This window comes from Brumimicrobium glaciale, assembly GCF_004152935.1.
GTDB lineage: Bacteria > Bacteroidota > Bacteroidia > Flavobacteriales_D > Crocinitomicaceae > Brumimicrobium > Brumimicrobium glaciale.
The window spans coordinates 164,021-186,764 of the sequence record NZ_SETE01000001.1 but is presented as its reverse complement, the minus strand read 5'-3'; the positions used below and the strand labels follow the sequence as shown (position 1 = coordinate 186,764).

The window sequence follows — 22,744 nt, the reverse complement described above, 5'->3', positions numbered from 1 at the left end:
ATTCACAGAAATAAAGTTGTAAATTGACAACCCTAGTTGACCAGATCGGTCAACTTATTTCTTTCGATTCAAACCAACGCGAAAATTCAAGAATATTAAAACAATTGAAATTAAAATCAAACCCCAGCAAGTAGCCAAGAATCCTGGATCAATTCCGCCTCCAAGGGTTGTGATTGAAATCAACGAGCTAATAATTAAAACAACACAAGCAATGTTTAAGATAATATTTACTTTATTTCCTTGACCAACAAATCTAAATAACGATGATACTAAAATGACCAAAATGCATAAGGCACTAACAAGCACAGCCGGAACCACAATATCAAGACCTGCTAAACCATCCAATTGACCAGCTGTAACTGTTTTACCAATCAAAATCAAGAAAATTAAAAGAAGGTATGGTTTCATTTATTAGTTGTTTTTTGCTTAATGTTTTCGTGGAATCTAATTGTTGAATGTTTTATCGAAGGTACGAACTTTTAGATTTATATGAATGTGGGAATTGAAGGTTTGCGCTATGTCGTGTTATACATCTTTCTCATTCTTCAATCATCATTTTGCCTGGTTTACGAGCAATAAATATTAGAACGACTAATACTGCAAAGTAAATCTTTCCCTGTAGAGCTGAAATTTCAAATATTCTATTGATAATTATAAAAATCAAAAATGAGAAGATGAAAATTAAAAGCTGGTTTAAATTAATCATTTTACCACTAACATATTTTATCGAGAATGTCTTTATTGTATCTTCATTTCTTAATATTCGACAGGTTGAGCTTCCCTTCGAGATACTTATTGTTTTAAAAAGTACTTTATATTTCACGCCTTTTTCATCACTAAACTCATGAAAAGCTTCTTTTTTTAAGTTTCTTTTTTCGGATACTAAATCATTATTAACAAATACTTTTTCTTTACCGCTTAAATTTGATGTCCATATTTGAATAACATTTTTACCATCTTTATGAATAAGCCAATTTCCTTTTCTTAAACTTGCTTGTGTCTTTTTTGGAATCATCTCTTTGCTATCCAAATAATCCGCTATTTCAAATTTTGAAGTTTCCATTTTCTATTTGTTTAAATTTTTCCAAATAACACTAATTGGCATTTCATGCTTTGCTAGATACTACCTTCCTTAAAAAACAGCAATTCAATCACTATTCAACAAACCCCACTCATCAATAATTTTATTTCCTCTGATAATCATCAATTTACCAAATTGCAAGAATACGAATTCACTTTGGTGAGGACGCAGAAAAACAAAATCATCAACGTCAAAATTTGTAGTCATAGGAGCGTTAACCATTGTTTGATTAGTGGATGCTCCAAAAAGCGTGTTCAGCTGTAATTCTTCTGGAAAAACATAATCCGCTTTCCAAAACCCTCCATAAATAAAAAAGGATTGAGCGTTTTTTCTATTCAAGAAACGCAATACAGTTTTAAACTTTTCTAAACCTGGAATTGTGGTGTCTCTCAATTTTTTTAAAACAGGAGTTGCAATAAAACATGCTGGACTATAATTACTTAATGTTGGAACATCAAAGGTCGTTGGCTTAACAAAACACGAACCTGATGCAATATCATTTAACGGGGATAATGTGGTGTTATGCAAGCGAACAGTTGGACTTCCTGCACCATTAAAAGTCAGACGATCATTCCAGAGTTCAGGAAATTGTTCTTGAACCATCTTTTTGCAATCATTATAAAAATTATTACTTGCGCTCAAAGATTTCTTTTGAGAACGAATAATTTTTGGAACTTTGACAACATGTGGGTCATAGCCCATAAAACCACTAAATTCTATTTTTTTTCCTTTGGATTTTATGAGTTCTAAAACATCACGTACTTCACTTAGTGTTTGAAATCCGCCTCGATGTAATCCGACATCAATTTCTAAGTTTAGTCGGAGCGGTTGATTTAATTCTTCTGCCAATTTTAAGTATTCTAAAGCGCGTTCCTTTGTATCAATTAGCCATTGAATTTGAGTGTATGGATTAAAATCAGTTTTACTTTTTGTGAAATTCTTAAAGAAGAATGCTGCCGTTTTTATAGGCATTGGTTTTCCTAATAGAATGTCAGCATTGCGATCTAAAACTGTACTCAAATGACTTAAAAAAGGTTGATGAAAAACCATAAAACGATTCGTGGACATCTTATCTGCCACATAGTTCAATAAGTTGGGGGAGGGCAATGATTTGACCACCACGCGAAGGTGCGCATCCGATTTTAGGTCAGTTTTAAATAATTCAATGTTTTTATCTACCCTGTCAAGGTCAACCAGCAAAAATGGTATAGCTCTGTGATGGTTTTTTAATGTAGAATTAAGCTGTTCAAAATAGTCCTTATTGCTCTCTTTTTTCATCATCCAATCAATTTCTTTATATAAGGGCTTGTGAAAATTTCATCTGGGTCTTGCTCTTTTCTGATCTTATTAAATTCAGGATATTTGGGGTAAAGGTCTATCACATCTTGCTGCGTTAATGTATGTAATTTCCCCCAATGCGGACGACCTCCATAAGCCCTGAAAATTGTTTCTAAAGCTTTAAAATATTCGGTATTGTCTTTTTTATTGTAAACATGACAAGCAATATAAGCAGAATCGCGACCATAAGCTGGGCTCATATAAATATCGTCTGCTTTTACCCACCGACTCTCTATTGGAAAATGAATAGCGAATTTTTCAGAATTGACTAACTGCACAATTTCATTCATCACATCTTGATAGGCATCAGCTGGCACATTATATTCCATTTCTGTAAATTTAACCAACCTCATAGTCGCATATACTTTGTGACTATGGTTTAGTTTTTTCATAGTCGGTACTGCATGAGCGACGATTTTAGATACCATTTTATTTTTAGATGGAAAGATTTTGGCAAATGCACATAGCGCTTTGAAGGTATAATTCTCTAAAACTAATTCTGATGCATAGTTCAAGAAACTATCCTTATCAGGCTCTCCACTTTCTGCAATATTCGTAGTTTTGGTCCATACCGTTTTGGTATATGGAAACCAATAATATTCAAAGTTTCGATTTTGACGATTTCGTTCCGATATGCTTGACATTACTTCGCTAAGTTGTTCCTTTCTATTCGTAACCAATAGTTTGTAACTTGGAATACATTGTAGTGTGATTTCCGTAATCACTCCCAAAACACCCAAAGAAACTTGCGCTGCTTTAAATAATTCAGGATTTTCTATTGAAGAACAAGATTTGATTTCTCCTTTTCCGTTAATCAACCTTAAAGCAATTATTTGGGTACTAATTGTTCCAAAAGCCGTACCCGTTCCATGGGTTCCAGTGCAAATTGTTCCTGCAATAGACTGTGCATCAATATCACCAAGATTTTCCATCGCAAGTCCTTCTTTCCACAATAGTTCGCCCAGAAATTTCAATTTAGTCCCCCCTTTCACCGTGACCTGACAATTATTCTTATCAACATTAACCAATCCTTGATATTCATCCAGGCTTAGTAATATTTGGTCTGTTTTACACAAAGCCGTAAATGAATGTCCGGTTCCAATTACCCTAATCTTATTTCTTTCATTGCCCGCTTTTAAAACCAATTTTTGAATATCAACCTCCGTGGACGGATAAGCGATTTGAGCTGGATTCCATTCCACATTTTCTGCCCAATTTTTTCTGTGGTTTTTTGTCATGTTGTAGTTTTTTGGGTTTGGGGAATGTAAAATACTCTTTATTGTTGGGGTTAGTTCTTTACTAAATTAATAAAATTCCTATCGGGAACTTTACCATTAAAGAAATATTTTAGCACTAATTCCAACAAAATTGTAATACGCTGTAATGGAACGCGGATGACACGGATGCAAGCAACGCGGATAATCGCGGATTTTCACCCATAGGTGAATACGGATTTTTGCGGGTTTCTTGCATTAAATATCACTCAATATATTCCTGTAAAGAATTTAATAAAAATCAAGGGTTTGAAAGTGATGTGAAATTTATTTCCATATTTACTAGTAAAGTATCCGATAAGCATTATTAATAATTAGTTTGTACTTCAAGAGATTTAATTTGCTCAGTTTTGGACTGAAGTAATTCGTTGTTTAAGACGTAACCTTTTAGCAAATAATCCTTTAACTTACTGGCTGCCCACTTTCTAAACTCTGTTGCTAAGTTGGATTTGACTCTGTATCCTACGGAAATTATAACATCAAGATTGTAGTGGTTTACCTGATATGTTTTTCCATCTTCGGCAGTATGTGCAAATTTTGCACTAACTGAATTTTTATTTAATTCATCTTCTTTAAAGATGTTTCTTATATGCCTTCCAATAACTGTTCTATCTCGGTCAAAAACATCTGAAATTTGTTGTTCCGTAGCCCAAACTGTATCAGCTTCTGAGTCTAAAATTACTTGGTATTCATTACCACCTTGATCAGGTTTAAAAACGACCAAAGTTCTATTTTCATCAGTATTGTTTGTTTCAGCACTCATTTGTCTTTTTAAATTAATCAGAACGATTAGCTTTCAAGAATGGTATATGTCTTTTCCTGTAGTGTTTCCATCAAATATAACATTTATCTTAATAGGAAATCTAACTATAATTAGCATTTTAAGTTGGTTGTAGAATGAGTAGAAATATTAGGGTAAGCTTTTAGTTGGGTGGTTTTGCTTTTTGATGGTGAAGGTCCACCAAAGAACTAGCAAAAAAATAAGAATTAGTAAATCAGCTCAAGTTGCAATAGATATACGGTTTTTGTGAGAATGAATGATAGGCAATCAAAGCAAGCGTGAAATGCACGCATACTTTTAATGCTTAAACCATCAAGATTAATCTTTCAAAAACGTGGTGTTAAATCGTTTTCCCTATATAGGAACACCGGATTCGTCAACATTGTATTCAGCTCTGACCTATCGGCACGCCGAATTCTTAGTTGTTAGGCACTGGCTTTTTTCAGTTTATATTCTTCTGACAACGCAGAATTTTCAATTTCAGTTTTTAATGAAGCCATCACTTCTTGTATTTCTGCGAACATAATCTGATAAGTGTTAAAATCTACTCTTAAAAAATCTCCGTGTGCTATATTATTTCTGGCATCCACTAAATCATTTATTAAACTTTCATATGGTGAAAATTTAGACTCATTAATGCCGATAATGAAAAGAATTTCTTTGAAAATATGATATTTTAAATTTGATTTAGTTTGGATAACGTTTGTAGTCAAAATATTAGAATTCTTATCAAATTCATCAATTAAAAATTCGACTGTTTTGGCTTTTTCTTCAAGGTTTTTAATTTCTAAATTACCAAGCTTTTTGGACAAGGATAGAGCAATAAATTGTGGTTTTAACTCATTGTGTCTTAAATGTTTTTTAGCGACATATTCTAAATAAATTTCCGTTGATTTTTTAACAAATCCCTCCCAATGAGCATAGAGTATTGGAACAGAAAATCTCAAAGCAGCGCTTTGTTTAGGACTTGGCTTGTTTGAAACTTGGTCGTTTATTAATTTCAATTCCTTCCTTCTCCAAGCATAATCCTCACTTATAAGGTTAGTTAATTGGTCATATGTGTAAGTTTTTCTTGCCATTATTTTGCAAAATATTGTTTTGCAAAAGGAACTAATTTAGGTATTCTACTTTTTGCATTTGAACCAGAGCCAGAAGTTTGATTATATGTTTCTTCCTTATATAACAATTGAATTTTATTTAAAATTATCGGGTCTTCTAATGGTAAATTATAAGTTGAGATGTTTTCTGAAAGACCAATAGAAACTGCTTCAAATGCCGATTCTAAAAACTTTCCTTTAAAGTCATTTCCATTATATTTTTTAAATGATTTTTCTCCAAGAATTCTATTTAATGTAGCAAAGGTTAAATCGAAATTTTCTTTAACTTTTACGAAATCAAAAACTTCACTATTTAATATATCTTCGTTGATATCGTCTAAATAATCGCCTACATCTTTTTTATGATTGTAATTATAATGTGCAAGAGCAATAAATCTTAACAAAAGTTCCATATGGTATTGTTCTTCATAAAGTCTATCTGAAAGAGATAGAGTTTCAAGAAAATCTGGATTTGATGCTAATCCATTAAACCAATTGTACCTGTCAGGATTTATCATAAGCATCACATTGTTCCTTACTTCCTGATTAGATGCGTTTGAACCACCAGTATTTAATCTTTGAAAAACTTCAAATTTTGCGCGTTTATCTGATTCACTTAAAATTATAGTTAAATGAATTTTGGCTCTCTTTATTGCAAGTTTTAATCCTTGTGGCAATTCTTTGTCTTTATCATCATTATCCCACTTAAAACCTTCCAAACTTGGAATATGTTTCGTTCCTTCTAAAACAAGTGGTTCTGTATCTCTCAATATTCCAAACAATTGAAGGATTGTAGATACCCTTTGGAGTCCATCGACAAGCTCCCAAATGCCAGTATCATCTTGATAAACGAATATTGACGGAATTGGAATTCCTAGAATTATAGATTCTATAAGTTTTACCTTTTGTCCGTGTGACCATCGAAATAATCTTTGATATTCAGGTCGAATAACAATTTCATTATTTTCGTATAAGTTAACAAGTTCTCCTATGGACATAGAATAACTATCAGTTTTAAAACTTGTCCTTCTTTCTTCAATTTGTCTTAATAATTCTTCCATATTTGGTTTTTGTTTCAACTTGTTACCAACATTTAGTATATGAAAAGTAGGCGATTTCGAAGCACCAAACTTTCGCTTAAGCACAAAGTTTAATACGAGCTACACACCTTATATTTAGCAGTATTCCGCCTATTTCTACATACATTGTTATAAGCTGCCCTTATTTGCATATTTTCTTACAGTATTCAACTTGTCCGTTATATTTAGTTTCAATATGTTTTACTATCGTTTCACATATTTCAGTAAAATCTTCATCAGTTATAGGTGCTTGTTCAGTTCTCCAGCCTCCGTGAGATAGGTCATTAATTAGTGTATATGATTTTGTGTCGTCAGGAATATTCTCTTTGATATATTCAGCAATACTTTCTCTTGTAATATCAATTTTTTCAAATTTTGTTAATGTCTCAATGATATGTCTGATAGAGTTTGCTGTTGTATGAGTAGGGATTCCATTTCTTCTACAGATTTCATAAATATCCATTAAATGATTTATGTAAGGAACCGTTAAATTATTATTGAAGTCTATGAGTTGTCCTTTTTTCAGAAGTAATTTTTTATCAATAATATTGTTTGAAGATAATACACGCATAAAATCATTATTGTGTGTTAATATAAGTAATCTCTCGCGTTTTAACTTGTCTATGATTTTTCCTATATCTCTTATTACTCCGCACAAAGTATAAACGTGTGAAAAGTCCATACTCGAAATTGGGTCGTCAATTACGAAGAATAGGTTCTGATAATCATCTTCACTTTCAACTTTTAAATGCGTGTCTCCAATAAAATAGGCAAATGCCACAATATTTTTTTCTCCTTCACTAAGGATATTTTTGGCTTGGTCTTTTTCAAGAGTGTTTTTATCGAAAATTAGTCTGAAATTTTCTTCGTCTAAGGAATATTTTTCGGCAAAAAAATAGTTTAGGACTGTTTTTATAGTAGAGGCGACTTTTTCTTTTTTACTTACTTTCTGTTGCTCCCTTTTTTTCTTTATGTCATCATTTAACGTTTTCCATTGGCCTCTTAATTTCGCTACACTTTCAATATTGGTCTTGTGTTCGTCAATCAGATTGTTATAAGCGCTTTTGAGAATCTCTTTTCTAGTGGATTTATTTTCTTCTCCAATTCTATCTTTTTTCTTATTAATTGCTTCAATTTCTTCATTGTTTGAAGATAAGACTCCATTAAAAAAATTTTCAGATTTTTCTAAATCTTGTAATTGTACTTCAGATAAATCAATAGATTTATTTATGTTTTTAATTTTATCTTGAACACTTTCTATAAAAACTTGAATTTGCTTTTTTAAAGTCTGAATATCTAAATTGCTCAATTCTATTTCTTCACTCGAAGGAATGTATTTAGTCTTATATTTATTAAATTCATTTATTCTTTTAGTATTCTGAATTTCAATATTTTCAAGTGTTAAAATGTATTTTTGAAGAATATTTTCATATTCTTTAAAAAGCTTTATTGTATTTGCTTCAACATCATTAAGGTAATTTGTGTAGTTATCTATTAAGTCAAGAGCATCTTTTTCTAAGGCTTGTTCACAGAAAGGACAATTATTTTTTTCAGAATCGAGTAAACCAATACCTGTTTCAACAAAAAACTGTTTGCTTTTAATTTTATCTTTGAACTGTTTTGCTAACTCACTTAAACTATATTCATTAAAACAATTTTCTTTTATTTCTTTGAGTAATTTTAAATCTAAACTTAGTACTTCAATTTGCTTGATATCATCTAAATTTTCAGGGACAGATTTAATTTTATTGTAATCTTCAATTAATTCGTCAAAGGTTTTTGAGTTATCGAATTTGTCTTTTTGTATTCCGCTAAATATATTTTGATATTCGAGTATTTTATAATCCCCTAATCTTTTAATATTTTGAATGTTACTAACGTTTTCTGCGACATATTTTTCAACCTCAATTTTTATTTGTTCGTTTAATTCAGAACCCTCTTTTTCTATTTTAGATAATTTTTCTTCGTCTTCTTTTAGGTCAATATTTATTTTTCCAAGAATAAAACCTTCAATTTCACTATCTTTTTCATAACTCAAGGCACTAATATTTTCCTCAACATAATCTTGGTTAAATGTATGATAGGTGTATTTAGTGTTGGGAATGTTTGGAATAACTCCTTTTTCTAATTGAATTTTGAAGTCTTCTTGAGTTATTCCGTCTTTGTCAACTATTGAGAATGAAAAACTGCTATTTGATTTGCCAATGGTAATTAATTTGTCTGTTGGGCTAACTTCATTTTCAATCAGTAGTTCTTTACTATTTTCAGTAAGTCTAAAGAGTCGGCTAATGAAAGTTTTTCCACTTCCATTATTTGCAAAGACACCTACTTTTAAAGAGTTTGAAGATATTAGTCTTGTCAAATTCTCAATAGGTGCAATATTCTGACATTGAATACTTGTCTTTATTTTTTCTCCTGCCATTCTTTTATTACGGATTTCTTTTTGCCTTGCTTACAATCAACTATACCTCTTACGTACATTTCGCATGTATCATTCCCACCAAATATAACATTAATCTCAACACAAAAGCCATCCACAACAAGCATTTTCAATTGATTATAGAAACATTACAGATTTTAGAATAATCCCCTAACCACATAATCATCCAAATAATATACGCTTAAATATCCTGCTAAAATCCCAATTCCGAAGCCCAAAATCTCCACCCCGACGAAAACCGGTAGCTTTATGAACTTATTTTTGTTTTACAGTTCACGCTAATTTGTGTAGCGACCTTGTGAAGCTCCCACAAATAGCTTGAATGCTAAAAAGAAGGAATAAACTTGAGGTTGTAGGCGGAAATGGTGGCCTCTATAACAGATTTATTAATAGCTGAGCAAAATTCTAAATGAATTCATTTAATGAAAAGCATCCAAATTATAAAAGTCTACGGTTCTTTTTACAATTCTTCCAGATTCGTTTTGAACTAGTTCCATTTTGGAACTAGTTGCTTCTTTTTTCAGCTCTCCCTCTTTATAAATGTTTTTAGATGCTTAATCGAAGACACAAACTTTTAGAAATAAATGAATATAAAAATAGCAGGTTTTTACAGGCTGGCGGCAAAGGTTGTGTTAGGTTTTTCGTTATTTATTTTTAGAGATTTTGATTGAGCCATGAGCCCATTATGAGCCCATTATTTTTTTAGTATATAAACAGTTCCTGCGCCTGTGATTCCTACTTTTTCGAATAATTTCTTTTTATCAACTAACTCTGTCAAGTCCCTTGTGGCTGTTGCTTTTGAAACATCACAAAGTTCTGAATATACTTTATCCGACATTTATCCGACATTCTGGCTATTTATCCGACATTTTACCGACAGGCTTTCTGTGGTAAATGTATTTTGACGATTTTTTCTCTCCTGTTTTAACTAATAACTTCTTTTCAACTAAATCAACTAAATCTCTTAAAGCAGTTCGGTCTGTAATTGTAAACCTTTCTTGATATAGGCTCGTTATTATTTCCCCATTTTCTTTCCATAACAATAAAGCCTTCATCTGTCTATCGTTTAAGTCATATTGTTGTAAATATTTCTCACTGTAGATGTCTTTAAAAATAGTAACAGCTATTCCACCACTCATCACTTTAGTTTCGGGCTGAGGAAGTCCGGCTGCTTTACATTCTGAAATAATTTTCAACGTTCCTCTTCCCCAAGATTCAATTAATCCGCCTTTAAAGAAAACATCTGCTAAAAATGGATTTCGAGGATGGGAGGTATGTTTGATCTGTAAATCTTCTAAAGTTAAGTCTTCAGGTAAAACTCCATAATTCCAAATCATTAGCTTATCGTCATAAATACTAATTTGTATGGGAGCACCCAAATATTGTCGGTGAACTATTGCATTTAGCAAAACCTCCCGAATAGCTTCATACGGATATTCGGTTGTTTCTATTCGTTGTAAGCCTTTGTAAGAAATAGACTTTGTGAAATACTTTTTGTCTAAAATCTCTAGGGTTTGATTGGCTAATTCAAATGCATTACCTTCAATTACTTCTTGCGACAATAATTCATCGTCTGTTTTTCCAAACTTGCCAATTTTAACATAAGCATTGATGTAAAAATTGCGAGGGTCTTTACCAAATAATAAGACTGCTGAACGCTTTAGTTTATCGCCTTCTGTTAATCTTAAATTCTTAAAAATTTGCAAGATATCATTTTCGTCTTCCACTTGTGGTAAACGATTACTTTTTACCGCACCTCTTTTAAATGCTTGAATAGCTTTCTCATCAATATCCGCTAAAGTGGCATTGGGTTCTATGACATCATCCCAAGTTTTACCCGTTTTGCGTAACAGAAACTCATTTAAAGCATTACCGCTTAATTCTTGTTTGGTGCTTCCGCTTCTAAAATGGTATTTTCCATGATACGAAATAGGAACATCATAAGGATAAACCTCAATTTCTATATAATGTTTATCTGAATCTTCTAATAAATTAACATCGGCTACAACACCTAAATGGTTGGTAATTTTGTTAGGAATGTCTTCCATTAATTTCTCAAATTTTTTCACACCAACTACATTGCCTTTATCATCTTTACCAATATATATTTTACCACCTTTTACATTGGCAAAACCACAAATCCACTTCAGGTAATCGTCTCGCCAACTTTCTTTCCATTCTATGTTTTGACTTTCAGGCATAATATTTTTTACTTCATCAAATGTAGTTATTCAACTTTGTTCTCAGTTAAGGTATGTCAGAAAACTTTTAGCTTCTGCGAATTTTGTTGGTAATATGCCACAATGTGGGTAAAGGTCGAATAAAACACAACGATGGACTACACGCAATTACGCATGTATCTCCTGTATCTCTCTCAAACAAATATAAAATTAATCTCAACACAAAAACCAACTACAATAAGCATTTTCAATTGATTACAGGAGGAGTGTAAATATTTGATCAATCTCCTAACCGTATAATACATATTTAAATCTACCGTTAAAAACCCCAATTCCGAAGCCCAAATCTCCACCCTGACGAAAACCGGTAGCTTTAAGAACTTGTTTTTGTTTTGCAGTTCACGCTAATTTGTGTAGCGACCTTGTGAAGCCCCCACAAATAGCTTGAATGCCAAAAAGAAGGAATAAACTTAAGGTTGCAGGCGGAAATGGTGGCCTATAAATAAGTGTTAAGTTGTGCCATCAAACGCTATTTATTAGGATTGAAGATAAAACTTAGGAATTGCATCTGCAAAATCCTCCCCCTTGCCCCCTCCAAAGGGGGAAACGCTCATTAACAGTTGTTTATGTTTTTAAACAGCAATATAAATTACCAAAGACAATTTCGGAACTTAATGTATGTGACTTTCTTTTTTAGATAATTAAGTAAACCAGCAACAAGGATTAGAGACCTAAACAATCCCCCTACCCCAATTCCAACCAAACAGGACAATGATCAGAACCCATCACATCATTCAAAATATCGGCATTTTTGACTTTACTCATTAGTGATTCGCTCACTAGGAAGTAATCTATCCTCCAGCCAACGTTTCTTGATCTTGCTCCACCTCTGTAGCTCCACCATGAATATTTGATTTCTTCTGGGTGGAAATGGCGGAAAGTATCTACCAAACCATTGCTGGTAAAAGCATCCATTCCATCGATTTCTTTTTGGGTAAATCCAGCGCTTTTATTGTAATTCGCTTTTGGTCTTGCGAGGTCGATTTCTCTGTGGGCAACGTTGAAATCTCCACAAACGATAACTGGTTTTTTCTTTTCCAAGTTCTTTAAAAAACCTAAGAATTCATGATCCCAAGTTGTGCGGTCATCTAATCGCGATAAGTCATTCTTTGAATTCGGAACATAAACCACAACAACATAAAATTCTTTGAATTCGGCAGCGATCACACGTCCTTCTTGGTCATGCTCCTCTGCTCCAATGCCGTTAATGACATCCAAAGGTTTTTCCTTACTCAAAATTGCTGTTCCTGAATATCCTTTCTTCACCGCAGAATTAGATACAATATGGTAATCTTCGAATGATTTCAACGCTTCTTGAACTTGATCGTCTTGCGCTTTGGTTTCCTGCAAACACAAAAAATCAGGATTCAGATTTCTCATATCCGCCTCAAAATCCTTTTGCATTATTGCACGTATACCATTCACATTAAAAGAAATCAGTTTTGTCATAATTCTATTTTTTTATCTCTTTTACATCACCCCTTCAGGGTTTGTAAGATTTATGTTTCATTTAACCAAGTGTTTGCATCCTTGGTTAATGTATTCCATCCCTTCAGGATTCTTAAAACTTCCGATAAAAGCAAGAGCTAAAATCCGAAAGTATTACTTTGAGAAAGAAAGGATTTTTCTCAAATCTAACATTCCAATATCCTCCCCCTTTATCCCTCCCGATTTTTTCGGGACAGGCTCTCCAAAGGGGGAGAGGCTTCGAACTATTTTTATCTTAGAATATCAACATCTCTGAATTCGAAAGATTATTCCCCATGATTTTGAACCAGAAAATCGAATAGTCCTAATCGCTATTTCTGAATTAGAAAGTTATTTAGCAAGGCGCACCTATTTTTTAATTCTAAGGCGTTGACATAGGTCAACAACTGAATTAAAAAATGGGTGCAACGCCGATAAAGAGCTTTCTAAACAGAAATAACTAGAAGCCTGTGACTCCGTTTACGGTCGTATACTTTAAGATATTCTTCTTATCCGGATGAATCCTCGCAAAAGCACTCTGTACCGCAATCGTTCCTTCATGGAAACCACACAAAATCAATTTCAATTTTCCTGTATACGTATTCACATCACCAATGGCATAAATACCAGGGATATTTGTTGAATAATCAACTGTATCTACAACGATAGCGTTCTTCTCGATTTCTAGTCCCCAATCAGCGATTGGTCCAAGTGATGGTTTTAATCCGAACAAAGGAATAAAGTGATCTGTAGCTAGCACTTCTTTTCCTTCTTTTTTGTGCTCGATGGTAACATTTTCAACTTTCCCGTCACCTCCAATTGCAACAACTTCTCTGTCTGTTAGCAAGTTAATTTTCCCTGCATCAGCAAGGTCCATTACTTTTTGAACGGAATCTAAATGACCACGGAAAGAGCTTCTTCTGTGTACCAAAGTAACTTTCGAAGCAATTTTCTTGTCAGTTAAGAAGATAGCCCAATCCAAAGCAGAATCTCCTCCACCGGCGATAACACAATCTTTTCCTCTGTAAAATTCAGGATCTTTAATGATGTATTCAACACCTTTATCTTCGTACAATTCTAAATTCTCAACAGGTGGTTTACGTGGTTCAAAAACACCCAAACCTCCAGCGATCATTACGATTGGCGCTTCATGTTTTGTTCCTTTATCTGTAGTAACGATGAATTTATCATCTGCTACTTTTTCAATAGTGCTTGCTGCTTCTCCTAGTGTGAATCCTGGTTTAAATGGAGCTGCTTGTTCCATCAAATTATCTACTAAATCTCCTGCTAGAATTGAAGGAAATCCTGGAATATCATAAATAGGTTTCTTCGGATAAATCTCCGAACATTGTCCACCTGGCTGTGGCAAAGAATCAATTAAATGACATTTCAACTTTAATAAACCAGCTTCAAAAATTGTAAATAAACCTACTGGTCCTGCACCTATTATAACTATATCCGTTTTAATCATATTTTCTATTCTATATCGTAAATCGTATTGACCTACAAATTTAACTATTCTTTATTGAACACATATAAGGTTAGAATGTTTTCCTTTGAAAAGCTGACTAAACTCTCTTTTTTAATGGTTAATTATAAATGTTTAATTATTAACGTCGTTTGGATGTGTGGTTTTAATCAAAAATTTAAAAGTTTTACCGCAAAGTGACGTAGAGGTTGCGCGGGGAAAAGCAGAGGGGAAAGGAGGTTTTTTTGAGGGACGGCTGTGCCGTTGAGGGGTGGGCTTTTATATTGAAAAATTCAATTCGAAGATACAATGTAGGGACGGTTTGCAAACCGTCCGTTCCATTGGATAACCAATTCGAAATTTCATCATTCAACATTCATAACTCATCATTAAATTAATTATTCAAAAATCGTTTGCATCACGCTCAATGATTTTGGAGTTTTAAAACCATTAATGTGCAACCTGAAATAGTTTATCAAATGTTCTGTGATTTGTTTTCTGTGTGTTTTATGAATGTGCATTGCCAGTAAATCATTCTTTTCACTTTTTAAGAGTTCAATGAGAATTGGAACTACCTCATCATTTACGAAAAGGTGGCTGCTCGGGGTTTGATTGGCAATAACTCCATCTTGAAGATCGAAAATTAATCCATTTGGATCGCTCACATTTATTCCAATTCCTATTTGATCTGCTAATTTCAATAGAAACCAAATTGGGTAATTTGTGAACTCTTCTGAATTGTCAATCCATTTTACTTCGTGTTCTAAAAAGGCAAACATTTCGGCATCTTTATCACTGCTTTTTAACACTTGGGCTAACACTTCAGTTATGAAAAAAGCCAATCCACTTTTTAACGGATGATATGGAATACTTTGTGGAATAAAAGTGGAATTGATTTCGGTAATTTTCCCCAATTCACTATCTTCTCTGCGGTATGCAGTTATTTCAATCAAGCTTAAAGCCTGAAGAATATTTCCTTTCTTTTTCTTTCCTCCTTGAAAAATATAGGCTTGAAAACCGTCTTCTAGGGTAAAAAAATTTAAAATGAGGCTTGTTTCACTGTAATTGAGTTTCCTCAATAAAATTCCATGCTGAACTCCTTTCATGATGCTTAATTGATCAACACGACTTTTCCAACTTGTCTTCCTTTAAATTCAGGATCGTCGATGCTTGTCCAAATTAAATAAACACCCGTTGCTGCACGTTTACCATCTAAAGTTTTACCTGACCAAGTTGCTGTTCCACCATTAGAAATGGTTTTATAAATCAGCTTTCCAGAGACATCGGTAATTTTCACATCAGAATTATAAGCTATTCCCTGAATGGTGATTGGTCCTGAATATTCTGGATGAACAGGATTTGGAAATACATTTACAGATTCATATTCTGAATCGCCTTGTGAAGCATCAGATCTATAGGAAATCATTCCGTCTTCAGTAATAAAAAAGACTTCTCCATTCTTTTGATTAATAGTAATATCAAGAATTGAATTACTCAATAAAGAACTGTTTTCAGCAGTGAAATTTCGTTCTACTGCTAAACCATCTGGAGAAAGTAAAAATACACCAGAGCTTGCTGTTCCAATCCATTTTCTATTGGCTCCATCAATTTCTATTGCAGTAATATGAGTTGTTCCCAAAACAATTTCAACATTCTCACCAAACTCTATCAATAATTTCTGAAATTCAAACTGACCAGGAGAAGCGTCAAAAACATTTGTAGCATTATACAAAACACGCATTCCTTCAGGTGTTCCAATCCAAATATTTCCGTCAAAATCTTCTGCTATGGCTTCCACAGATGCCGATGGAAGTGCACCATTATTGGTTGTTGTAGTCAACAAACGAAAATTATCGTCACTTGCGTCATCAATATTGTCTCCTTCGTTAAAAGCCAATAAACCTGTTCCAATTACCGACATCCATTTCGTATTGTTGTTATCGATTAAAAGTCGTCCAGTAATTTTACTATTTACAGCACTTCCAACATTAAAGTCAAACCATAACCCATCTTCCGTTCTAACTTTTAATGGTTTTACAGCATTTGCATTAGCTACCCATAAATTTCCTTTGGAATCATATTCAATATCTGAAATGTAACCCCAACCCACATTTCCAGTTTCTTCAATTAAACTATTTGAAAACACAAAAGTATCTGTTACCACACCTTCGTTTGCTATTACTAAAGGAACTGCAGAATAACTACCATAAGCTACTTCTTTGGTGTTTTTAGGATTAATAGCTGTTGAAATAAAGTCCCAAGCGTCGGTTCCTTGCAACATTGGCTGCTCATTAATCACGGTTGAAGTCCATTCATCGTCGACCATTGTTGCACCGCCTTTTCTACTAAATAAAGGCGCCGTTCCATTTAAACCTCCATTCGCAACAGCCAATGTTCCATCGATCCATTTCGCTCGGTATGCAGAATTATAACGTGGACCTCCAAAGCTAATACTACTTGATTGAAATGCATTTTTAGCTTTTATTAATCCCCATTTACTATCCGCTATAAAATAGTCACTCCCAACGATACATACATTTTGAGGATCTGGAAAACCAGCATTTTCATATTGATATACGTTATCTATTTGTATTAATGACTGATCATAATTATAAACTGAACCAGAAGTAGAAACCAAAAGATTTGATTTAGAACCGTTGAGTCCATAAATTTCTATTTCATCTAGGAAAATTGTTGCTGAACTATTTACTATTTGAAACACGGTATCGCCACTATAAAATTCGTGATTGTAGGCTAAAAATAATTTATCCTCAAACGCCTCTAATTGAGTGTAAGATCCATTAGCGGTATAATCTAGAATATTTGGCATCAATTTCCATTGTCCAGGATCGGCAAGAAAAGAATTATTCGCATTTCCAACATAAACTCCTGCTTCTGTTAACGCATAAATACTGTCTTGAAAGAAAGCTAAATCAAGGAAATTCGCACCAGAAGTTGTAGGATTATAAGTATCACGAATTTCTCTTTTACTTAGATTTACCACAACAATTCCAACACCCGTTGCTAAATAAGCTAAACCATCTTTTACGATAATTCTATTAATTTTCTTTTGTCCGTTTACAGAAGATTGAACAATAGCGGGTAAATTATAAACGGTGTTTTTATTGATAATATCAAGATTTCCATTTTCGTATCCAATTAATAAATTGGCCGAACCTTTGTCATAAGCCAACGCAGAAGGTGAAACATCAGACAAATAATTGGCTACTGTCCAAACCGTTTTTTCGCCCTCATTAAGGTCGAATTCTAACATTCCGTTGTTCATAATGGTATAAACGACGCCATTTCCTTCGACTACATCAATTGCCGAATTAGGTGAAATATGCATTCTCCATTGCCCCATTCCAACTTGGGTAAATCCAGCCAATGAAAAGCTCAATGCTATTAATAGTGTTCCAATTTTTCTCATGCTGAACATTTAACGCTAAAAATGAATGTTTATTTGAAATTTGAGTATAAATGTAAGGATTCATACTTTGTGAATTTGTTGATTCTTGGATTCAAAAATTGAAAGATTCGAGATTTTGTTAGTTTGTTAATTCGTTTTTGCGCGTTAACGGATAAACGTAAAACGGAGGTACAATGTAGGGACGATTTGCAAATCGTCCGATTCATTGATTAACGAATCTTTGATTTTTTTGAATTCTTGAATTCTTCTTAAACCACCAATAGTACAACTATTCACAATGCCTAAACAAAAGTGAAAATTATTCTAATTGTATTTACTAACTTTAGACCATGAAATTTACTGAGCTCGGATTAGACGAACAACTATTAGAGGCAATTGGATACATGGGTTTTGAAAACGCCACTCCAATTCAAGAACAAGCCATACCAGAAATTATAAAGGGGCGCGACATTATTGGTTGTGCACAAACAGGAACTGGAAAAACAGGAGCTTTTGTGTTGCCTATTCTACATAAAATAGCACAAAACCCTACTGATAAAATAAATACTTTAATCATCGTTCCTACACGCGAATTGGCGGTGCAGATTGAACAACAAATACAAGGTCTTTCTTACTTTGTTTCTGTAAGTTCGAAAGCAATTTACGGAGGTGGAGACGGAAAAGACTGGATAGAACAAAAAGAAGCTTTGGTGACTGGAACAAATATTATTGTTGCAACACCAGGGAAATTATTGTCACATTTAAAAATGGGATATGCTGATTTTTCATCACTAAAACACTTGATTTTAGATGAAGCTGACCGTATGCTTGACATGGGATTCATTGAAGATTTATCAACAATTTTCAAAAGTTTGCCAGAAAAACGCCAAAACTTGATGTTTAGTGCAACAATGGCAAGTGAAATTAGAAAATTTGCAAGAACACTTTTAAAAGATCCAATCGAAATTAATCTTGCATTGTCGAAACCTGCGGAAGGGGTAAAACAATCTGTTTATTTATGTTTTGATGAGCAGAAAAATGCATTATTGAAAACGATTTTAGAGGAACGAAAAGACTATAAAAGAATCATCATTTTTTCTTCTACGAAAGAGAAAGTGGGAACGATTGTAAAATACCTTAAAAAGAATAACCTAAAAGCCAGCGGAATTTCTTCAAACTTAGAGCAAAATGAAAGAGAAGAAGTTTTACGTGGATTTAAATCTGGTAGAATTGCCTTATTGGTTGCAACAGACGTAATGAGTAGAGGAATTGACATCAAGGAAATCAACATGGTGATAAACTATGATGTGCCAAGAGATGCCGAAGATTATGTTCACCGTGTGGGAAGAACTGCTCGTGCAAATACTAAAGGAGAAGCGGTTTCGTTAATTAACCCGAAGGACATGCCGAAGTTGTCTAAAATTCAGAATTTGATTGGGTCTACAATTCCAGTTTCACCACTTCCTGAAGAATTAGGAGAGGCACCAGAATGGAAAGAGAAATCGAAATCAAAGCCGAATAGTAATAACAAAGGCAAGAAGAAATGGACGAAGAAAAAGCCAAGTTCTAATCATTCGAATACGTCAAACAACGACAGTCACAATAAGGAAAACCCAAATAAGGAAAACCATAATAAAGACAAACAGAATAAAGCATAATAAAATGAGAAGTGTTACTTTGATAATTGTTAGTGTATTTTTAATGTATTCATGTTCAAACGATGAAAGTCAAGAGAATACGACAGGAAAAGAAGAAGTCCAAGATCTTAAATCTGATAGTTTACCTGATGCAGAATGGAATGGTGAATACATGAAAATCAAAGACGAAACTGAACCAAAAGTTACACGTAAAAGTCAAGGTTCTGATTTTTATAGCATGGGAAGAGTAGATATGAAAATCGGAGAAAATCTTGTTGATTTTTCAATCTTTGAACGCAAGAAAAACGCACTTGTTTTTACCAACGGAAGTATCACTGCATTTATAAAAAGTGCTTTCGATGAAGATATCACACTAAAGTTTAAGAAAAAAGATATCGTTGTTAATCACAAAGGAAAGTACAAAGCAGATCCTTCTGAAAAAGCAAACAATTCATTTTCGATGAGTATTTTAGCGGGTGAAAAAGACCATCAAAAGGAATACACGATAGAAAATGGTGAAGCTGAAATATTGCATTTCTCTCCACGTTTAGGAACTTTGGAGGTGAAGATCAAAGGTGATTTCCTGAAAAAAGACGGCTCAAAACAAAAAGGTGAAGGAATGATTAAGATGAACTTTGAGAGCGCTGTAATGACAACGATGTAAATTCTAAAATTGACTTTTGCTGCGCTTAGTCAATTTTAGAATTTACAGTATTGAGTGTGAGTATTGAGTTTTGAGGAGTTATCAATTGAGGATTTTGGGTTTTTCTCTTTAAAACTCAGCAAACTTTGCGCCTACTTCGTGTTCTTTGCGGTTAAATTTTAAACTTACGAATAGAAATCAAGTTGATGCGAGAAAAACCATTTGTTTGAGACCATGCATGAGCACCAGCATACATCGAACAGTACACACCAGTTGGGTACATTTTAGTTTGTAAGAACTCTTCAAGGCTTAAATTTTCTTTAGAATATTGGGCAAGTTCAATTATATTTCTGTGACAAGTATAGGGCGTGAAACTTATCATGAGCTACAAAACTATAAGCTATTTTTAATTATCATATATCAGAGCGATATTCGCCTTAATTTGTAAAATATGAGAAGAAAATTTAGTTGGTAATGTAGTATTATCCGATATAGAGCGTATTGTCACATCATCGTACGGAACTAAATCAAAACTATATAATGCTTCGAATGATATTGAAAATAGGTTTCTATCTTTTAGTTTTAATTTAATTCCTACAAATGGTGATTTGAAAAATTCAATTTTTTTCTCAGAATCATTTTTTTCAATGTTGAGCTTATTAAAATTTTGGTGATTAAATAAATTTATATACTCGTCAATATCTTTTTTATTCGGTAATAAATCGTCCTTTCCAAACGCAACTTGTTTTAGAATATTCATTGACCCTATTTTTAAGGAAAGATACTTATCTGGTACAACCCTCACTAAATTGTATTTATTTTTTGAATATTTCCAAACAACCAGTTCCAATGCCATAGGAAAGTTTCGGACAGAGTATAATAATTTTATGTCGTTCTCAATATTAGGTAAGTTGAAGCGATGGTTATATTGAGAATGAAAATATCCTAAACTGAATCCAATTCTTGATCTTAGAAGTAAACCCAATTCAATTCCTATAATTGCTGATACATAAAATTTATTTTCACTTTCAATTGGTTTTTCTTTAATGTTAAGATTAATACCACTAGATATGGCAGCAGAAAGTCTAACTTGACAATTGATATGTCGTGAAGGAAAAAAAAGAAAACAATGGAATAAAATCGCTGTTAAAAATTTTTCGTTAAACCTAAAAACATAGTGTTTGCCCATCTTGCTTGTATTGGAGTTTTATTCAAAAGAAATGTGTGTCTAAAACCAAACTCGATTTTTACGCTTTTTATTTTATAAGTTCCTCCTAATCCAATAATTGCCGTGTGATAAATTTCGCGAAATTTGACATCGTTACTCCAAACAAATATACTTCCGAATACATAGTTAATGGAGCTTACAATATTAAATTTTTTCGAGTCTTTGAATGCATAGAATCGAAAAAAAGGACCTATCCATTTCGACAATAGAATACTTTGATCTGCAAGCGAGTCTTTTAAATATATGATTTGATAGTCCACATTTGATTCAAGACCAAGAATAAATCTTTTGTGATAATGCACACCAACTCGTGGTGAAAACATTATGCCTCCTCCGCCATAAGTGCCACCAGCAAGACCTGACCCGAAATTAACTCCTAAGTGAAGTCCAAATAGAGATAATGTATCTGGTTTATCTGTTTGGGAGAGAATTGATGGAATTATACAGCTAAGAACCATCAATAATATGAATATATTTTTCATGGGTATTTATATATTAAAATCACATCCAAAGTAATACTCTGTTTGTGTTTATTCTGAAAAAAAATCAAAGTTTGATTATTGACGAAGCAACGTTATTGAAAGCTATATTTTGATAAGTTTTTGCCAATGCACCAAAAAAAGCTTTAGAACCACCGTACAAATTATTTTTACACAACCATAGTGAGGAAACAGCGATACTTTTAACTAAATTTTTCATGATGTTAAATTTTCATAAAATTTCGCTCCAACTTTTCTTCTGGGGGTGTTTAAGCGTGTTTTCCTCCTCAAAATATAACAATTTAATATGTAATTCGATGATTTTATTTTATATTTTTTAATAAGTAGATTTATAAAACTCCCAGTGTTTGCTCTGACATTCAAGCTGTTCCTAGCAATTATTTATTTGCAGCCTGATTTATTCTAAGCAAATGTGAAATTTAATTTGAAATTGTTGCTATTTATTTTCATTACTTCGATAACCTATCGTTTTCTTTACCCTTAAATTCTTTATGCCACTATTCTCAATTGTAGGATAAAAGGAAAATCTACCCAATCCAAAACATTAAAATGTTCTTTACAATTGATTTCTAATTTTAACCGTAATCTAATTCCTTCATACTCCGAATTGAAGCGGTACACCGCTTTTGCTCCGTGTACTCATATTTACGTTTATCTAGGTTCTTCAAAGAAGGTTACAACTTCTTTAATTCTTTTCAATATGGGCTTTATAGCTCCTGAATTAATTTAAACTAAATCAATATCTTCAGAATATCTTGGTGTAGGATTTAAAGTATTGAGTTTGAGTATTGAGTATACCGATAAAAATCGGCACAGGTTGAGGCGGAATCAATTGGTATTTTGGGTTGTTTTTAAGACTTCCTTGGCTCTCACATTCGGCAAGCTTACATCGGCAAGCTCAGCACATCGCAGTACAATGCTTTTTTCTCTGTGAAAACTAAGTGCCACAGGCGCTCTCCGCGTCCCGACAACCGTTCAAAACTCTTCTCCTCCGCGAACTTTACGTAATCCTTCGTGTTCTTTGCGGTTAAATCTGAACACCGCCAATCATTAAATTTAGAA

20 protein-coding genes are annotated in these 22,744 nt (G+C 33.2%); 2 read left to right on the top strand and 18 right to left on the bottom strand.

All coding sequences use genetic code 11. From position 1 onward, the window contains the following. Positions 1-54: 54 nt before the first annotated feature. From ERX46_RS00730 to porZ, 14 genes are all read right to left on the bottom strand, one after another. Complete coding sequence (locus tag ERX46_RS00730) at positions 55-408, bottom strand: hypothetical protein (protein ID WP_130091911.1); 354 nt, start codon at positions 406-408, stop codon at positions 55-57. A 130-nt stretch (positions 409-538) separates the two neighbouring features. Further along, positions 539-1,063 carry a hypothetical protein gene (locus ERX46_RS17570; RefSeq protein WP_207214096.1) on the bottom strand — a complete coding sequence of 175 codons (525 nt, stop codon included), beginning with the start codon at positions 1,061-1,063 and terminating at the stop codon, positions 539-541. 84 nt (positions 1,064-1,147) lie between these two features. Next, positions 1,148-2,362, bottom strand: coding sequence for an alanine racemase (locus ERX46_RS00720; RefSeq protein ID WP_130091910.1), 1,215 nt, complete (start codon positions 2,360-2,362; stop codon positions 1,148-1,150). Beyond that, entirely contained in the window at positions 2,359-3,657 is a 1,299-nt protein-coding gene (locus tag ERX46_RS00715; RefSeq protein ID WP_130091909.1) for a D-arabinono-1,4-lactone oxidase, read from the bottom strand. Before ERX46_RS00715 ends, ERX46_RS00720 begins: the two co-directional genes overlap by 4 nt. Positions 3,658-4,000: 343 nt before the next feature. After that, the gene (gene rhuM, locus ERX46_RS00710; protein ID WP_130091908.1) at positions 4,001-4,456 is read right to left on the bottom strand and encodes a RhuM family protein; all 456 of its coding nucleotides are present in this window, start codon (positions 4,454-4,456) and stop codon (positions 4,001-4,003) included. 443 nt (positions 4,457-4,899) lie between these two features. Then, entirely contained in the window at positions 4,900-5,553 is a 654-nt protein-coding gene (locus tag ERX46_RS00705; protein ID WP_130091907.1) for an MAE_28990/MAE_18760 family HEPN-like nuclease, read from the bottom strand. Then, the gene (locus tag ERX46_RS00700; protein ID WP_130091906.1) at positions 5,553-6,632 is read right to left on the bottom strand and encodes a DUF262 domain-containing protein; all 1,080 of its coding nucleotides are present in this window, start codon (positions 6,630-6,632) and stop codon (positions 5,553-5,555) included. The genes ERX46_RS00705 and ERX46_RS00700 overlap by 1 nt, the downstream gene beginning before the upstream one ends. A gap of 160 nt (positions 6,633-6,792) precedes the next feature. Beyond that, complete coding sequence (locus tag ERX46_RS00695) at positions 6,793-9,072, bottom strand: AAA family ATPase (protein WP_130091905.1); 2,280 nt, start codon at positions 9,070-9,072, stop codon at positions 6,793-6,795. Between the two features lie 712 nt (positions 9,073-9,784). Next, positions 9,785-9,928, bottom strand: a complete 144-nt coding sequence (locus ERX46_RS00685) for a DeoR family transcriptional regulator (protein ID WP_130091904.1) — start codon at positions 9,926-9,928, stop codon at positions 9,785-9,787. Positions 9,929-9,944: 16 nt separating this feature from the next. Then, positions 9,945-11,291, bottom strand: a complete 1,347-nt coding sequence (locus ERX46_RS00680) for an ATP-binding protein (RefSeq protein WP_130091903.1) — start codon at positions 11,289-11,291, stop codon at positions 9,945-9,947. A 723-nt stretch (positions 11,292-12,014) separates the two neighbouring features. Next, complete coding sequence (locus tag ERX46_RS00675; RefSeq protein ID WP_130091902.1) at positions 12,015-12,779, bottom strand: exodeoxyribonuclease III; 765 nt, start codon at positions 12,777-12,779, stop codon at positions 12,015-12,017. A gap of 478 nt (positions 12,780-13,257) precedes the next feature. Beyond that, positions 13,258-14,268 carry an NAD(P)/FAD-dependent oxidoreductase gene (locus ERX46_RS00670; protein WP_130091901.1) on the bottom strand — a complete coding sequence of 337 codons (1,011 nt, stop codon included), beginning with the start codon at positions 14,266-14,268 and terminating at the stop codon, positions 13,258-13,260. 395 nt (positions 14,269-14,663) lie between these two features. After that, positions 14,664-15,371, bottom strand: a complete 708-nt coding sequence (recO, locus tag ERX46_RS00665; protein ID WP_130091900.1) for a DNA repair protein RecO — start codon at positions 15,369-15,371, stop codon at positions 14,664-14,666. 5 nt (positions 15,372-15,376) lie between these two features. Beyond that, entirely contained in the window at positions 15,377-17,695 is a 2,319-nt protein-coding gene (gene porZ, locus ERX46_RS00660; protein ID WP_165366108.1) for a type IX secretion system anionic LPS delivery protein PorZ, read from the bottom strand. Between the two features lie 329 nt (positions 17,696-18,024). Between porZ and ERX46_RS00655 the strand changes: the two genes are divergently transcribed. Continuing rightward, complete coding sequence (locus ERX46_RS00655) at positions 18,025-19,332, top strand: DEAD/DEAH box helicase (protein WP_130091898.1); 1,308 nt, start codon at positions 18,025-18,027, stop codon at positions 19,330-19,332. Positions 19,333-19,336: 4 nt separating this feature from the next. Next, the gene (locus ERX46_RS00650) at positions 19,337-19,975 is read left to right on the top strand and encodes a hypothetical protein (protein ID WP_130091897.1); all 639 of its coding nucleotides are present in this window, start codon (positions 19,337-19,339) and stop codon (positions 19,973-19,975) included. A 151-nt stretch (positions 19,976-20,126) separates the two neighbouring features. On the opposite strand, the gene ERX46_RS00645 is transcribed toward ERX46_RS00650, so the two are convergent. From ERX46_RS00645 to ERX46_RS17420, 4 genes are all read right to left on the bottom strand, one after another. Further along, positions 20,127-20,336 (bottom strand): hypothetical protein, encoded by a 210-nt coding sequence (locus ERX46_RS00645; RefSeq protein ID WP_130091896.1) that lies wholly within the window; start codon positions 20,334-20,336, stop codon positions 20,127-20,129. 24 nt (positions 20,337-20,360) lie between these two features. Beyond that, complete coding sequence (locus tag ERX46_RS00640) at positions 20,361-21,143, bottom strand: hypothetical protein (RefSeq protein WP_130091895.1); 783 nt, start codon at positions 21,141-21,143, stop codon at positions 20,361-20,363. Then, a complete protein-coding gene (locus ERX46_RS00635) occupies positions 21,101-21,664 on the bottom strand; it encodes a hypothetical protein (RefSeq protein ID WP_130091894.1) in 564 nt (187 codons plus the stop codon). The genes ERX46_RS00640 and ERX46_RS00635 overlap by 43 nt, the downstream gene beginning before the upstream one ends. 64 nt (positions 21,665-21,728) lie before the next feature. Then, positions 21,729-21,881, bottom strand: coding sequence for a hypothetical protein (locus ERX46_RS17420; RefSeq protein ID WP_165366107.1), 153 nt, complete (start codon positions 21,879-21,881; stop codon positions 21,729-21,731). Positions 21,882-22,744 lie beyond the last annotated feature (863 nt).